13 protein-coding genes and 1 rRNA gene are annotated in these 13,958 nt (G+C 74.9%); all 14 read right to left on the bottom strand.

The features are described from left to right. Nucleotides 1-166 precede the first annotated feature (166 nt). Nucleotides 167-790, bottom strand: a complete 624-nt coding sequence (locus ABD223_RS32300; RefSeq protein WP_344040468.1) for an NUDIX domain-containing protein — start codon at nucleotides 788-790, stop codon at nucleotides 167-169. Further along, the gene (gene pyrG / locus ABD223_RS32295) at nucleotides 787-2,481 is read right to left on the bottom strand and encodes a CTP synthase (RefSeq protein WP_380648371.1); all 1,695 of its coding nucleotides are present in this window, start codon (nucleotides 2,479-2,481) and stop codon (nucleotides 787-789) included. The genes ABD223_RS32300 and pyrG overlap by 4 nt, the downstream gene beginning before the upstream one ends. A 496-nt stretch (nucleotides 2,482-2,977) precedes the next feature. Next, nucleotides 2,978-3,913 (bottom strand): copper transporter, encoded by a 936-nt coding sequence (locus ABD223_RS32290; protein WP_344040465.1) that lies wholly within the window; start codon nucleotides 3,911-3,913, stop codon nucleotides 2,978-2,980. Continuing rightward, on the bottom strand, nucleotides 3,910-5,094 hold the full coding sequence (gene steA, locus ABD223_RS32285; protein ID WP_344040463.1) for a putative cytokinetic ring protein SteA: 1,185 nt from the start codon (nucleotides 5,092-5,094) through the stop codon (nucleotides 3,910-3,912). Before steA ends, ABD223_RS32290 begins: the two co-directional genes overlap by 4 nt. Before the next feature lie 75 nt (nucleotides 5,095-5,169). After that, nucleotides 5,170-5,802: a hypothetical protein gene (locus tag ABD223_RS32280; RefSeq protein WP_344040462.1), complete on the bottom strand. Its 633-nt coding sequence runs from the start codon at nucleotides 5,800-5,802 to the stop codon at nucleotides 5,170-5,172. Continuing rightward, the gene (locus ABD223_RS32275; protein ID WP_344040459.1) at nucleotides 5,799-6,548 is read right to left on the bottom strand and encodes a hypothetical protein; all 750 of its coding nucleotides are present in this window, start codon (nucleotides 6,546-6,548) and stop codon (nucleotides 5,799-5,801) included. The genes ABD223_RS32280 and ABD223_RS32275 overlap by 4 nt, the downstream gene beginning before the upstream one ends. After that, nucleotides 6,545-8,326, bottom strand: coding sequence for a DNA repair protein RecN (gene recN, locus ABD223_RS32270; RefSeq protein ID WP_344040457.1), 1,782 nt, complete (start codon nucleotides 8,324-8,326; stop codon nucleotides 6,545-6,547). Before recN ends, ABD223_RS32275 begins: the two co-directional genes overlap by 4 nt. A gap of 66 nt (nucleotides 8,327-8,392) precedes the next feature. Then, on the bottom strand, nucleotides 8,393-9,289 hold the full coding sequence (locus ABD223_RS32265; RefSeq protein ID WP_344040625.1) for an NAD kinase: 897 nt from the start codon (nucleotides 9,287-9,289) through the stop codon (nucleotides 8,393-8,395). A 14-nt stretch (nucleotides 9,290-9,303) separates the two neighbouring features. Beyond that, complete coding sequence (locus ABD223_RS32260) at nucleotides 9,304-10,113, bottom strand: TlyA family RNA methyltransferase (protein ID WP_344040455.1); 810 nt, start codon at nucleotides 10,111-10,113, stop codon at nucleotides 9,304-9,306. Nucleotides 10,114-10,117: 4 nt separating this feature from the next. Continuing rightward, a complete protein-coding gene (locus ABD223_RS32255) occupies nucleotides 10,118-10,291 on the bottom strand; it encodes a hypothetical protein (RefSeq protein WP_344040453.1) in 174 nt (57 codons plus the stop codon). A 4-nt stretch (nucleotides 10,292-10,295) separates the two neighbouring features. Then, nucleotides 10,296-11,081 (bottom strand): HAD-IIA family hydrolase, encoded by a 786-nt coding sequence (locus ABD223_RS32250; protein WP_344040451.1) that lies wholly within the window; start codon nucleotides 11,079-11,081, stop codon nucleotides 10,296-10,298. Between the two features lie 162 nt (nucleotides 11,082-11,243). Next, nucleotides 11,244-12,335: a tetratricopeptide repeat protein gene (locus ABD223_RS32245; RefSeq protein WP_344040449.1), complete on the bottom strand. Its 1,092-nt coding sequence runs from the start codon at nucleotides 12,333-12,335 to the stop codon at nucleotides 11,244-11,246. Continuing rightward, a complete protein-coding gene (locus ABD223_RS32240; protein WP_344040447.1) occupies nucleotides 12,332-13,741 on the bottom strand; it encodes a hypothetical protein in 1,410 nt (469 codons plus the stop codon). Before ABD223_RS32240 ends, ABD223_RS32245 begins: the two co-directional genes overlap by 4 nt. A 126-nt stretch (nucleotides 13,742-13,867) precedes the next feature. Continuing rightward, a 5S ribosomal RNA gene (gene rrf / locus ABD223_RS32235) occupies nucleotides 13,868-13,958 on the bottom strand; the annotation flags it as partial.

The raw sequence follows: 13,958 nt of genomic DNA, 5'->3' as shown, positions 1-13,958 counted from the left end.
CACGACGCCCGCGACCCCGCCGCCCGCTCCCCCGACCGGCACCCGCCCAGGCGACTTCTCCCGCCCGGGACCGGGGCCCGCAGCCTGCACGACCCGCCCCCTCAGCCCTGGGACCGACGGGCAACCGTCCCCGCTCAGCCCCCGGCCAGCAGGCGACCCGTCCCGCTCAGCCCTCCGACCGGCGGGCGAACCGGGTCGGGCGGTCCCCGAACGGCGCGTCCGCCGGGCGGCTCTCCGCACGACCCGCGACCACCGCCTGCGCCGCCAGCAGCCCGGACACGGCGGCCCCGTTGACGATGTCGCCGGCGAGGGCCATGGCCACCGCCTCGTCCAGCGGGAAGGTCTCGGCCTCCAGGTCGGCCTCCTCCTCGCCCTGCGCGTCGCGGTCCACCACGCTCAGGCCGCGGGCCAGGAAGACCCGCACCACCTCGTCGGTGAAGCCGGGCGAGGCGGCGACGTCCACCAGCGTCTCCCACGTCGACGCGGCCAGCCCGACCTCCTCGGCCAGCTCGCGCCGGGCCGCCGAGAGCGGCGACTCGCCCGCCGCGTCCAGCAGGCCCGCGGGCAGTTCCCACAGCCGCCGCCCGAGCGGGTGGCGGTACTGGTGGATGAGGGTGACCGCGCCGTCGTCGTCCAGGGCGACCACGGCCACCGCGCCCAGGTGCTCGACCACCTCGCGCTTGGCCGTGCCGCCGCCGGGCATGACGACCTCGTCCACGCGCAGCGCGACGACCCTGCCCACGTGCACGTCCCGCGAGGAGACGGTGCTGAACTCGTGCCTCCCGGTCACTTCGCGGCCCCCGCGGTCTCCGGCTCCGGCAGCGGCAGGCGGTCGGCCAGCCGGTAGTCCAGGGCCGCCTTGACGAACGCCGCGAACAGCGGGTGCGGGCGGGTCGGGCGCGACTTCAGCTCCGGGTGCGCCTGGGTGGCCACGAAGAACGGGTGCGCGTCGGCGGGCAGCTCGACGAACTCCACCAGCCGGTCGTCCGGCGAGGTGCCGGAGAACACCAGGCCCGCGGCGGCGAGCCGGTCGCGGTAGGCGTTGTTGACCTCGTAGCGGTGCCGGTGCCGCTCGGACACCTCGGTCGCGCCGTACGCCAGCGCCACCTGGGAGCCGGGTACGAGCTTCGCCGGGTACGCGCCGAGCCGCATGGTGCCGCCCATGTCGCGCTGGCCGGAGACCACGTCCTGCTGGTCGGCCATGGTGCTGATCACCGGCGAGCCGGTGTCCTCGAACTCGGCGGAGTTCGCGTCGGCGATGCCCGCGAGGTTGCGGGCCGCCTCGATGACCAGGCACTGGAGGCCCAGGCACAGGCCCAGCAGCGGGAGGCCGCGGGTGCGGGCGTGGGTGATCGCGCCGATCTTGCCCTCGATGCCGCGCACGCCGAAGCCGCCGGGGATGAGGATCGCGTCGAGGCCGGAGAGGGCGTGCGCCGCGCCGGACGGGGTCTGGCACTCGTCGGACGGCACCCACACGATCTCGACCTTGGTGCGGTGGGCGAACCCGCCCGCGCGCAGCGCCTCGGTCACCGACAGGTAGGCGTCGGGCAGGTCGACGTACTTGCCGACCAGGCCGATGCGGACCTTCTCGTTCGGGTTGTGCACGCGGTCGAGCAGGTCGCCCCACACGGTCCAGTCGACGTCGCGGAACGGCAGGTCCAGCCGGCGCACCACGTAGGCGTCCAGGCCCTCGGCGTGCAGCACCTTGGGGATGTCGTAGATCGACCGCGCGTCCACGGCGGCGACCACGGCGTCGGTGTCGACGTCGCACATCAGGCCGATCTTGCGCTTGAGCGCGTCGGGGATCTCGCGGTCGGCCCGGCACACGATGGCGTCGGGCTGGATGCCGATGTTGCGCAGCGCCGCGACCGAGTGCTGGGTCGGCTTGGTCTTCAGCTCGCCGGAGGGCGCCAGGTAGGGCACCAGGGAGACGTGCAGGAAGAAGACGTTGTCGCGGCCCACGTCGTGGCGGACCTGGCGGCACGCCTCCAGGAACGGCAGCGACTCGATGTCGCCGACCGTGCCGCCGACCTCGGTGATGACCACGTCGGGCGCGACGCCGTCGGCGCCGGGCTCGGCCATGGCGCGGATGCGGCGCTTGATCTCGTCGGTGATGTGCGGGATGACCTGGACGGTGTCGCCGAGGTACTCGCCGCGCCGCTCCTTGGCGATGACCTCCGAGTAGACCTGGCCGGTGGTGACGTTGGCCTCGCCGGACAGGTCACGGGCGAGGAACCGCTCGTAGTGGCCGATGTCGAGGTCGGTCTCCGCGCCGTCGTCGGTGACGAACACCTCGCCGTGCTGGAAGGGGTTCATCGTGCCCGGGTCGACGTTGAGGTACGGGTCGAGCTTCTGCATGGTGACCCGCAGACCACGGGCGGTGAGCAGCTGACCGAGGCTCGACGCGGTGAGGCCCTTGCCGAGGGAGGAGGCGACGCCCCCGGTGACGAAAACGTGCTTGGTCGTACGTGCCTGCTGCACCAAGGAGGCTCCCCGTGGTCTGGATTTCCGCAGGGCCAACGGCCCTGTCCACGGGCCCTAACGCTAACACGCCACCGGTCACCCAGCGCGCTGGTGGGTCCTGTTGAGCATCACTCGGATGGCCTACCGCCACCCAACCCCCCGCGTGTCCTCCACTCAAGCATCGCGTGTCCTCCACCCAGACACCGCGTGTCCTCCACCCAGACACCGCGAGTCGAACACTCAGGACCACTGTGTCGAACGCTCAGGACCTCCGAGTTCCACGTTCAGGCGGCTCGAACGCGGAACACGCCAAGCCCGACCGGAGGACACGCCGGACCTGACCGGAGGACACGCGATGCCCGACTGGACGACACGCGATGCCTGAGCGGAGGACACGCGGGGTCGGGTGCACGGCTCGGCTGGTCCTGGGTGTGGAACTCGGGGGGTCTGAGGGTTCGACACGGTGTGCCTGAGGGTTCGACACGGTCGGTCTGAGGGTTCGACTCGCGCGGGGTCAGCCGGTGGTGACGGGGGCCGCGCCCTCCGCGTTGCCCGCGACGCCGTAGCGGCCGGCCTTGCCGTCCAGCTGTTCCCGCAGCGCCAGCACCGTCACCACGCGCCCGGCCGCCGTGTCCAGGTTGTCGACCGTCGACAGGACCGACGTCGCCGCCGTGTCCGCCCGGACGACGCCGACGGCGCCCGTGCCGTCCGCCGAACCCCGGCCGCCGGCCAGCACCGCGCCCGCGCCCGCCCGGTCCAGCTGCGACGCGAACCGGGCCACCACCGCCGCCCGGTCGCCCGCCGAGGCGCCCGACACCGACCCCCCGGTCAGCACCACGGCCAGCTGCGCCGGCCGCACCCGCGCGCCCTGCCGGACGAACCCCGCGCTCGCCAACCCGCTCAGCGCCGCCTCCACCTCCGCCTCGGCCGCCTGGGGCTTGCCGTCCGGGCCGAGCAGCAGCACCGACCCCAGCAGCGCGCCCGCCCGCGTGCCCGGGTCGGCCCCGGTGGGCAGCCGCGTCCCGGCGGGCTGGAGCCGCGCCACCATGCCCAGCAGCTGGTCGGCCTTGTCGGGGTCGGCGAAGGAGTCGGTGAGCTGCACCTCCCCCGTCACCTCGGCCCCGGACGCGCGCAGCAGCTCCGCCAGCGCGTCCCGGTCGTCCGGCCCGGCGTCCGCCGTGGTCACCAGCACGACCGACCGGTCGGCGAGCTGCCCTCCCACCGCCAGCGGCCCGACCGCGCCGGCGAACCGGTCCGCCTCGGCCAGCCGCGCGTCCTGCGCGTGGCGCCCCTCCCGCAGCGCGGCGACCTCCCGGCCCAGCTCGCTGTTGTCGTCGGTCAGCCCGGACAGCAACCGGCCGCTGATCGCGGTCGACCCCAGCACCACGCCCACGGCCAGCGCCAGGAACACCGCGGTGACGCTGACGACGTGGTAGCGCAGCGAGATCACCGGAACAACCCCCTCACCCAGGTCACGGCGGAGCCGATCGCGTCGGCCGCCACGTCCAGGTACGCCTGCCCGACACCGGACACGGTCAGCGCGGCCACCATCGCCAGGACCGCCGCCGACACCAGCAGCACGACCACGCCCGTCGACACCCGGCCGCGGTGCAGCACCGCGACGGCCCGGCCGTCGACGAGCTTGTCGCCCAGCTTGAGCCTGGTCAGGAACGTCGACGGGTTCGACCCCGAGCGCCCCCGGTCCAGGAACTCCCGCAGCCCGGCCTGCACGCCCACGGTCACCACCAGGGCCGCGCCGTGCGCCTCGGCCAGCAGCAGCGCCAGGTCCTCGGGGTTGCCGTCGGCGGGGAACGTCACCGCGCCGATGCCCAGGTCCTGGATGCGCTCCAACCCGGGCGCGTGCCCGTCGGTCTGCGCGGGCACCACGACCTCGGACCCGGCGCGCAGCGCCTCGGTGCCGATGCCGTCCGGGTCGCCGACGATGACGTCGGGCTTGAACCCGGCCCGGTGCAGGGTGTCGGCGCCCGCGTCGACGCCGATGAGCACCGGCCGGTGCTCGCGGATGTACTTGCGCAGCTTCCGCAGCTCTTCCGCGTGCCGCGGCCCACCGGCCACCACCAGCACCTGCCGGTCGCGCATCGGCACGACCAGGTCGGGCACGCCCACCCCGTCGAGGAGCAGCTCCCGCTCGCGGCGCAGGAACTCGATGGTGTCGGCGGAGAACGCCTCCAGCTGCGACGCCATGCCCGCCCTGGCCTCGACCACCGCGTCGGCCACGGACTCGGCGGTCTGCTCGACGCCCCGCGCGACCTCGCGGTCGCCGACGAACACCCCGCCCTCGTGCAGGCGCACCTTCGCGCCGTCCCGCACCTCGCGCAGCACCCCGGTGCCGACCCCGTCGACCAGCCGGACGCCCGCCTCGACGAGCACCTCGGGCCCGAGGTTGGGGAACCGCCCGGAGATCGACGACGACGCGTTGACCACCCCGACCACCCCGGCGGCCACCAGGGCCTCGGCGGTGCGGCGGTCGACGTCGACGAGGTCGAGCACCGCGACGTCGCCGCGTTCGAGCCTCCGCAGCAGGTCGCCCGCGCGCCGGTCGACCCGCGCGACGCCGGTGACGCCCGGCAATTCGTGGTTCGTGCGGTGCAGCAACCCGGAGAGCTTCATGACCCGATGGTGGCCCACGCCGCAGGAGCCCCCGGACCAACACGCCGGGCCCTTCACCCCTCCACAGTGGACGGACTACCCGGTCGGGTGACCTCGGTCGTCGTCCACGGGCCCCAGCTCGACCACCGGGATGGCGATGCCGAACGGCGGCGTGTCGTCGTCGTCCTCCACCTGGTGCACCGCGACGCCGGTCGGCCGCGCCGCGCGGGCGGGCCACTCGACGGACAGCACGGCCCCGACGGCGATCAGCGCGGCCGCCACGCCCACCAGGTAGCCGCCCGAGCCCACGAAGGTGCGGACGTCCTCGTCGGGCAGGGGGCCGCCGAACAGCACCGACCACGTCTCCACGACCGCCCACAGCACCCCGGCGGCCAGGCCCGCGCCCGTGAACGCCGCGAGCCGGCCGGCCACGGCCTGCCGGGGCGCGCGGAACTGGAGCGCCGCGCCGGCGCCCGCCAGCAGCGCCGCCAGGACCAGGGGGTAGCCGTAGGACGGCTCCGGGCCGCCCTGGTCGCCCAAGCCCTCGGGGTCGGGCTCGCGGACCAGCTCCCACCCGGTGATGCCGACCGTGACGACCCGGCCGTTCGACACCGGCCCGCCCGAACCGAACAGCTCCTCCTGCTGCACGCCGTACAGGGGGAGCAGCGAGCCGAAGACCACCAGCACCGCGCCGACGACCAGGGCCACCACCCCGGCCAACCGGCTCACGGCGCACGCTCCGGGTCCCGGGGGTCCTGACCGGGCCCGGCGGAACCCGAGCCCGCCGAACCCGAAGCCTCGGAGCCCGACGTCTCGGAGCCCGGAACCGCTGAACCCGAGCCGACAGGGCCGGTGCCGGCGGGATCGGCCGGACCCGCGTAGTCGCTCTCCGGCAGCCGCGCCACCTCGACCACCGGGATGCCGAACGGCGGCGTGTCCTCGTCGGCGTCACCCACCGCGTACACCACCGCACCCCCCGGCCGGGGCGTCGACCGCCGGGCGTGGACCAGCACCAACCCCGCCACCGCGACCAGCACCGCCGCGCTGAGCAGCCAGATCCCGGCGCCCGCCGTCTCCCGCAGGTACTCGCGCTCGATGCCGTTGGACCCGCGCAGCGCCGCCGACACGGCGGACCACACCGCCCACACCGCGCCGACCAGCACGCCGGTGGCGCCGAGCGCGGTGTACCTGGCGATCCCGCGCTGGTGCTCGGGCAGGAACACCATGGCCGCGGCGACCGCCAGCAGCAACCCGGCCACCACGATCGGCACGCCGTACTGGGGCGTGCGGCCGAAGTCCAGGTCCACCACCTGGGCGGGGTCCAGCCGCGCGGCCCACGACGTGGTCGTGATGCGCAGCGCCTCGTCGCCCCGGCCGAAACCGGACTCCAGCACCGTCAGCGGCAGGAAGGTGCCGACGACCGCGCCCGCGGCGGCCAGGACCAGCAGGGCCGCCCCGAGCAGGCGCCGGTTCACCTCTTCTTCGCCTTGCGCCGCACCACGGGCACGCTCTCCTTGTCCGCCTTCGCCGCCGCCAGCAGCTCCTCGGCGTGCGCGCGACCGGTGTCGGTGGAGTCCATGCCCGCGAGCATCCGGGCCAGCTCCACCACCCGCTGCGACTCGTCCAGCCGCCGCACGCCGCTGCGGGTCAGCACGCCGTCCGCGGTCTTGTCGACCACCAGGTGCCGGTCCGCGAACGCCGCCACCTGCGGCAGGTGCGTGACCACGACGACCTGGTGGCTGCGCGCCAACCTGGCCAGCCGCCGGCCGACCTCGACCGCCGCCCGGCCGCCGACGCCCGCGTCGACCTCGTCGAACACCAGCGTCGGCACCGGGTCGGAGTGCGACAGGACGACCTCGAGCGCCAGCATCACCCGGGACAGCTCGCCGCCGGACGCGCCCTTGTGCACGGGCAGCGCGGGCGCGCCGGGGTGCGCGATGAGCCGCAGCTCCACGTCGTCCACGCCGGACGCGCCGGCGTGCAGCAGCCGGCCGCCGACCTCCAGCGCCTGCGCGTCGCCCGCCTCGGCGACCCGCGGCCGCACCACGACCTCCACGCTGGCGTGCGGCATGGCCAGGCCGGTCAGCTCCTCCGACACGGCCTTGCCCAGCTCTTCGGCCGCCTCCGCGCGCGCACCGGTCACCCGCAGCGCGTAGCCGGCCAGCTCGACGGCCAGCTCGTCGCGCCGCGCGGCCAGCGCCGCCAGCGCCTCGTCGGAGGTGTCCAGGCCGGACAGCCGCGCCGCCGCGTCCTGCGCCCACGCGATCACGCCGTCCACGTCCGCGGCGTACTTGCGGGTCAGCGACTTCAGCTCGGACTGGCGGGCCAGCACCTGCTCCAGCCGCGCCGGGTCGGCCTCCAGGTGCTCAAGGTAGGACGCGATCTCCGCGCCCACGTCGGCCAGCAGCGTCTCCGCCTCGACCAGCCGGGGCTCCAAATCGCGCAGCTTGGGGTCCTCCGAGGCCACCAGCCGCCGCCGCGCCTCGCCGATCAGGCCCAGCGCGCCCGGGTTGTCCGGGTCGCCGTCCGGCGAGCCCGCCACCGCGTACTGGGCGCCCGCCGCGGACTCGCGCAACTGGTCGGCGTCGGCGAGCCGGCGCGCCTCCGCGACCAGCTCCTCGTCCTCGCCGGGCTTCGGGTCGACCGCGGTGATCTCGGTCAGGCCGTGCCGCAGCAGGTCGGCCTCGCGGGCCAGCTCGTGCGACCGGCGGGTGCGCTCGGTCAGCTCGGCGGCCACGCGCAGCCACTCGTCGCGGATCCTCTGGTAGGCGCGCAGCGGCCCGGCGACCTCGTCGCCCGCGAACCGGTCGAGCACCGACCGCTGCTCGGCGGGCCGCAGCAGCCGCAGCTGGTCGTTCTGGCCGTGCACGGCCAGCAGCTGCTCGGCCAGCTCGCCCAGCACGCCGACCGGGACCGACCTCCCGCCCAGGTGGGCGCGGGACCGGCCGTCGGCGCCGACCGTGCGGACGGCGATCACGCTGCCGTCGTCGTCGGGCTGGCCGCCGACCTCCTCGGCGACCTTCGCGGCCGGGCTGCCCGCCGGGGCCTGGAACCGGCCCTCGACCACCGCCTTCTCCGCGCCGTTGCGCACGCGCGACGCCTCGGCCCGGCCGCCACCCAGCAGGTGGAGGCCGGTGACGACCATCGTCTTGCCCGCGCCGGTCTCGCCCGTCACCACGGTGAACCCGGGGTCGAGCTCAAGGGTGGCCTCGTCGATCACACCGAGGCCCTGGATGCGCATCTCGGCCAGCACAACAGAGGACACTACTGGGCGACGCCGACGAACCGTGTGCTCGGGGGCCGGCTTTCCCCAGTTGATCTACCTGGCCGAGGGACCCCGCCACCCCTGCACCGGCAGCTCGAACTTCTCCACGAGCCGGTCGGTGAACGGGCCCTGCCGCAGCCTGATCAACCGCAGCGGGACGCTGCCGCCCACCACCTCGACCCGCGCGCCGGGCGGCAGGTCGATGGTGCGGCGGCCGTCCGCGGACAGCGCCGCCGGGTAGCTCTCCGGGTCGACCTCCAGCGCCACCACCGACGCGGGCGACACCACCAGGGGCCGCGCGAACAGGGCGTGCGCGTTGCTCGGCACCACCAGCAGCGCCTGCACGTCCGGCCACACCACCGGCCCGCCCGCGGAGAACGCGTAGGCCGTGGAACCCGTCGGGGTCGCCACCAGCACGCCGTCGCAGCCGAACGCCGACACCGGCCGCCCGTCCACCTCGACCACCACGTCCAGGATGCGCTCCCGGGTGCTCTTCTCCACGCTGGCCTCGTTGAGCGCCCACGTGCTGCCCAGCACCTCGCCACCGGAGAACGCGGTCACGTCGAGCGTCATCCGCTCGTCGACCTCGTAATCGCGGTCCAGGACGTGCCGGATCGCCTCGTACAGCGCGTCCGAGTCGGCCTCCGCCAGGAACCCGACCCGCCCCAGGTTCACCCCCAGCACCGGCACGCCCGCCGCGCGCGCCAGCTCGGCCGCGCGCAGCAGCGTGCCGTCGCCGCCGAGCACGAACACCAGCTCCGCGCCCTCGGCCGCCTTGTCGTCCGCGGGCACCACCTGGGTGAAGCACGACGGGTCGAGGTCGGGCGCCTCGTCCTCCAGCACCCGCAGGTTCACCCCGCCCGCCGCGAACCGCGCCGCGACCTCCTGGGCGACCAGCACGTTGCTGCGCCGCCCGGTGTGGACGACCAGCAGGATCTCCCTCGTCACCAAGTTCCCCTCACCGGTCACTGGGGTCCTTCGGCCACGGCCGTGCGCACGAGCGCGGCGGCGGCCTCGTCGGGCAGCGGCTCACCCCGGCGCAGCCAGGCGAAGAACTCGACGTTGCCCGACGGCCCGGGCAGCGGGCTCGCGGTCACCCTGTGCAGCCGCAGGCCGAGACCGGCGGCGGACGCGACCACGTCCAGCACCGCCTCGGCGCGCAGCTCCGGGTCCCGCACCACACCGCCCGAACCCAGGCGCTCCTTGCCCACCTCGAACTGCGGCTTCACCATCGGCAGCAGGTCACCGCCCTCCTCCAGGCACGCCGCCAACGCCGGCAGCACCAGCCTCAAGGAGATGAACGAGAGGTCCGCCACCACCAGCCCGACCGGACCGCCGACGTCCTCCGGGACCAGCGACCGCACGTTCGTCCGGTCCTTGACCACGACCCGGTCGTCCGTGCGCAACCGCCAGTCCAGCAGCCCGCGCCCCACGTCCGCGGCCACCACCTGCCGGGCGCCCGCGCGCAGCAGCACGTCGGTGAACCCGCCGGTGGACGCGCCCGCGTCCAGGCAACGCCTGCCCGCCACCACCACCCCGGAGAACGCCTCCAGCGCGCCGACGAGCTTGTGCGCGCCCCGCGAGGCGTAGTTCGGGTCGTTGTCGTCGGAGCGGACCACCAGCGCGGTGTCCAGCTCGACCGCGGTCGCGGGTTTCGTGGCCACCGTGCCCCGGACGGTCACCCGGCCCTCGGCGACGAGCTGGCTCGCGTGCTCCCGGGACCTGGCCAGCCCGCGGCGGACCAGTTCGGCGTCGAGCCGAGACCTGCGCGGCACCGGATCAGACCCTGTCGACGCTGGACAGCGCGGCGGTCAACGCCGCGTGCACGTCGTCGAACCTGGCCACGTGCTCGACCACGTCGAACTGGTCCAGCCCGTCCAGGCCGGCCAGCGCGTCCTCGATGCCGGCCACCGGGTCACGCGGCGGGCCGGGCAGGGGAACCTCGAAGCTCACGGTTTCAAGGTAGCCGATGCAGGATCGACAGGTCCGCCGCGACGTGCGTGGGCCGTCGGCCCTCCGGGAGGCCGAGCGCCTCCTCCTCGGTGGACACGCCGGTCAGCACCAGCAGCGAGTCCATGCCCGCGTTCACCGCGCCCGCGATGTCGGTGTCCAACCGGTCGCCCACCACCAGGGGCCGCTGCGCGCCGAGCGACTTCGCCGCCTGCTCCAGCAGCGGCGTCGCGGGCTTGCCCGCCACCAGCGGCTCCACCCCCGTCGCGGTCCGCAGGGCGGCCACCAGCGCGCCGTTGCCGGGCAGCAGGCCCCGCTCGGTGGGCAGGGTCGCGTCGACGTTGCAGGCGACCCACCGCGCGCCCGCCCGCACCGCCACGCACGCCTCGGCCAGCTCCCGCCACCCCAGGTCCTGCGACAGCCCCTGGACCACCGCGCCGACGCCGTCCGCGCGGTCCACCGGCTCGAACCCGCGCCGCCGGACCTCCTCGGCCAGCGCGGCGGTGCCCAGCACCAGCACGCGCGTCCCCTTCGGCACCAGGTCCAGCAGCATCGTCGCGCCGGCCTGGGCGCTCGTGCTGACCTCGTCCAAGGCCGCGCCGAACCCCAGCTCGACCAGGTGCCCGGCCACGTCCGAGGGCGACCGGGAGGCGTTGTTGGTGACGAACCGGATGCCGACACCGCGCTCCCGGGCGGCGGCCACCGCCTCCACCGCGCCGGGCACGGCTTCCCGGCCCCGGTACACGGTGCCGTCGAGGTCGAGCAACAGGGCGTCGTAGCGGTCCAGCAGCACGGGCCGCCTCCGTTCGGGTGGTTCGCGGGCACTGCCCCAAGTCTGGAGGCCCGACACCGTGCGGTGTCGGGCCTCCGGGGAGTGACTTCGGTCGCTCAGGACCGGCTGAGCCGCTCAGGGCCGGTCCGGTCGCTCACGACCGGTTCAACCCTGAGCGCCGGCTCAGTCCTGCGGGCTGAGGTCGAACGCGCGCTCGGCGGCGTCGGTCTCGTTGTCGTCGTCGGCCTGGGCGGCGTTGAGGAACCACCGCACGGCCTCCTCGGTGCGCCCGGCCGCCTCCAGGTTGTCGGCGTAGGCGTAGAACAGGCGGGCGCTCCACGGGTCCCGGCGCTTCGGCTCCAGGTCGTCGCCCTGGAGCGCCACCACGGCCGCGTCCAGCTGCCCCATGTCCCGCCGAGCGCCGGCCGCCACGATCCGCAGCTCGACCGACTCCTCCGCCGACAGCGGCAGGCCCTGCGCCTCGCGCGCCAGCTCGATCGCCCGCTCCGGCCGCCCCAGCGCCCGCTCGCAGTCGGCCATCACCGCGACGTGCCCGGCGCCGTGCGACATGCGCCGGGCGGCCCGCAGCTCCGACAGCGCCTCGGACCACTCACCGGCGTGGTAGGCGGTCAACCCGGCGGCCTCGCGCACCACCGCGACCCGCGCCGCCTTCGACCGCGCGTACCGGGCGTGCTCCAGGGCCAGCTCGGGATCGTTGTCGACCAGCATGCCCGCGGCCGCCAGGTGACGGCCGACGATCTCGGCCAGGCCCTTGGGCAGCCCGCGCAGCTCCTGCTTCACATCGGGGTCCAGCACGGAGATGTCCGCCTCGGGCGGCAGCTCGGGCGTGCGGGACCGGGCGAACGCCCGCTCCCGGCCCTCGCCGGCCTCGGCATCCGCCGAACCCTCCGAGCCGACCCGGTTCCCGGGGGTCTCGGCGTTCGCCGCGGACCCGGGCGTCCCGGGCGCCTCCGACGTCTCCGCGGTCTCGGAATCCGGGAAGGCCGAAGAGGTCCCGGGGATCTCCCGCTCGACCCCGATGCCGTCCTCGGTCACGATCCCGGCGCCGGTCCCGGCCACGATCTTGACGTCGGACTCGACGCCCTCGGCGTCGGCGTCATCGGCGTCAGTGTCATCGGACCCGGGCGCACGCTCGGCCCGAGCCACGGCCGGCTCGTCGGCGTCGCCCTCGGCACCGGCGACCTGCCCGGCCTGCTCAGCCTGGCCGACCTGGTCGTCGGCACCGGTCCCGACGACAGCCGCGCCGGTGTTCACCGACTCGTCGGCCTCGACCGCGGTGTCCTCGTCGCCGCGCTGGTCCTCGACCTTCGCGACCCGGTCCTGGAACCGGGCGGCCCGCTCACGGCTGCGCTCGTCCCGCCGATCGTCGCGCTTGTCGTCGCGCTTGTCGTCACGCCGGTCGTCCCGGCGGTCGTCCCGGCGGTCGTAACGCGGCTTGTCGTACTGCGGCCGGTCGTGCCGAGGCCGGTCAGAGCGGGGACGGTCGTCCCGGCGGTCGCTGCCCCGGTCGTCCCGACGCGGGTAACCGCCCCGGTCGCCGGCGCCAGGTCGGTCGTTGGTCCGGTCATCGCGCCGCTGGTAGCCACCCCGGTCACCGGGCCGGTCGTCACGGCGCTGGTAGCCGCCACGGTCACCCGGTCGGTCATCTCGACGCTGGTAGCCACCACGGTCACCCGGTCGGTCATCGCGGCGCGGGTAACCGCCACGCTCGCCACCACGGTCACCGGACCGGTCGTCACGCCGCGGATAACCACCGCGCTCGCCACCACGGTCACCAGGCCGGTCGTCACGCCGCTGGAAACCACCGCGGTCCTCGCGGGGCCGGAACTCACGGCGCTCACCGCCGCGTTCGCCACCACGCTCACTGCCGCGGTCGTCCCGCCGGAACCCGCCCCGGTCGCCGAAGTTCCGGTCACCGGAACGCTCGTCACGACGCTGGTAGCCGCCACGGTCACCCGACCGGTCATCACGGCGCTGGTAACCGCCACGGTCACCACCCCTGTCACCGGGCCGGTCATCGCGCCGCGGGTAACCGCCGCGGTCCTCGCGGGGCCGGAACTCACGGCGCTCACCGCGATCCCCGCCACGGTCGCCGGGCCGGTCGTCACGCCGCTGGAAACCACCGCGGTCGCCGGAACGGTCACTCGAACGGTCATCACGCCGGTCGAACCGCGGCCTGCTGTCGTCGCGCCGGAACCCGCCCCGGTCACCGGAGCGGTCGTCGCGCCGCTGGTAGCCGCCGCGGTCCTCACGAGGCCGGTCGTCACGAGGCTTGAACTCACGAGACCGATCGTCGCGGGGCCGGAACTCACGGCGCTCACCGCCGCGCTCGCCACCGCGGTCGTCGCGCTTGTCATCCCGCTTGTCGTCGCGCCGGAAATCACGGCGGTCGCCCTGGCGGTCGTCACGCCGCTGGAAACCGCCGCGGTCGTCGCGGGACTTGTCAAAACGGGGACGCTCGCCCCTGCTGTCGCCCTTGTTGTCGCCTCGGGTGTCGTCGCGGCGGTAACCGCCGCGGTCATCCCGACGCTGGAAGTCGTCTCGGCGCTGGTAACCGTTCGTCCGCTCGCCCCCACGAGCGTCACGGCCACCGGCCGGCTTGCGGTCGCCCTGGGTTCGGCCACCGTCGTCGGATCGGCGCGGGCGGTCTCCCTGGCCACGCTGACGGTCGCCGGGTCGATCCCCGAACCTGGACACTTGCTCCTCCTACTGTGGACACGCCGAAAGGGCTTGCGATCAGGGCACAACCGAATGTGCCCCCACCACAAGCCCTTTCAGGGAAGAATGTTCGGCGGCGTCCTACTCTCCCACACCCTCACGAGTGCAGTACCATCGGCGCTGGAAGGCTTAACTACCGGGTTCGGAATGGGACCGGGT

Origin of the sequence: Saccharothrix xinjiangensis (assembly GCF_039527585.1) — a bacterium.
In the GTDB taxonomy this organism is placed as follows: domain Bacteria; phylum Actinomycetota; class Actinomycetes; order Mycobacteriales; family Pseudonocardiaceae; genus Actinosynnema; species Actinosynnema xinjiangensis.
The sequence above is the reverse complement of the archived record's forward strand: the minus strand, read 5'-3'. Positions and strand labels throughout refer to the sequence as shown.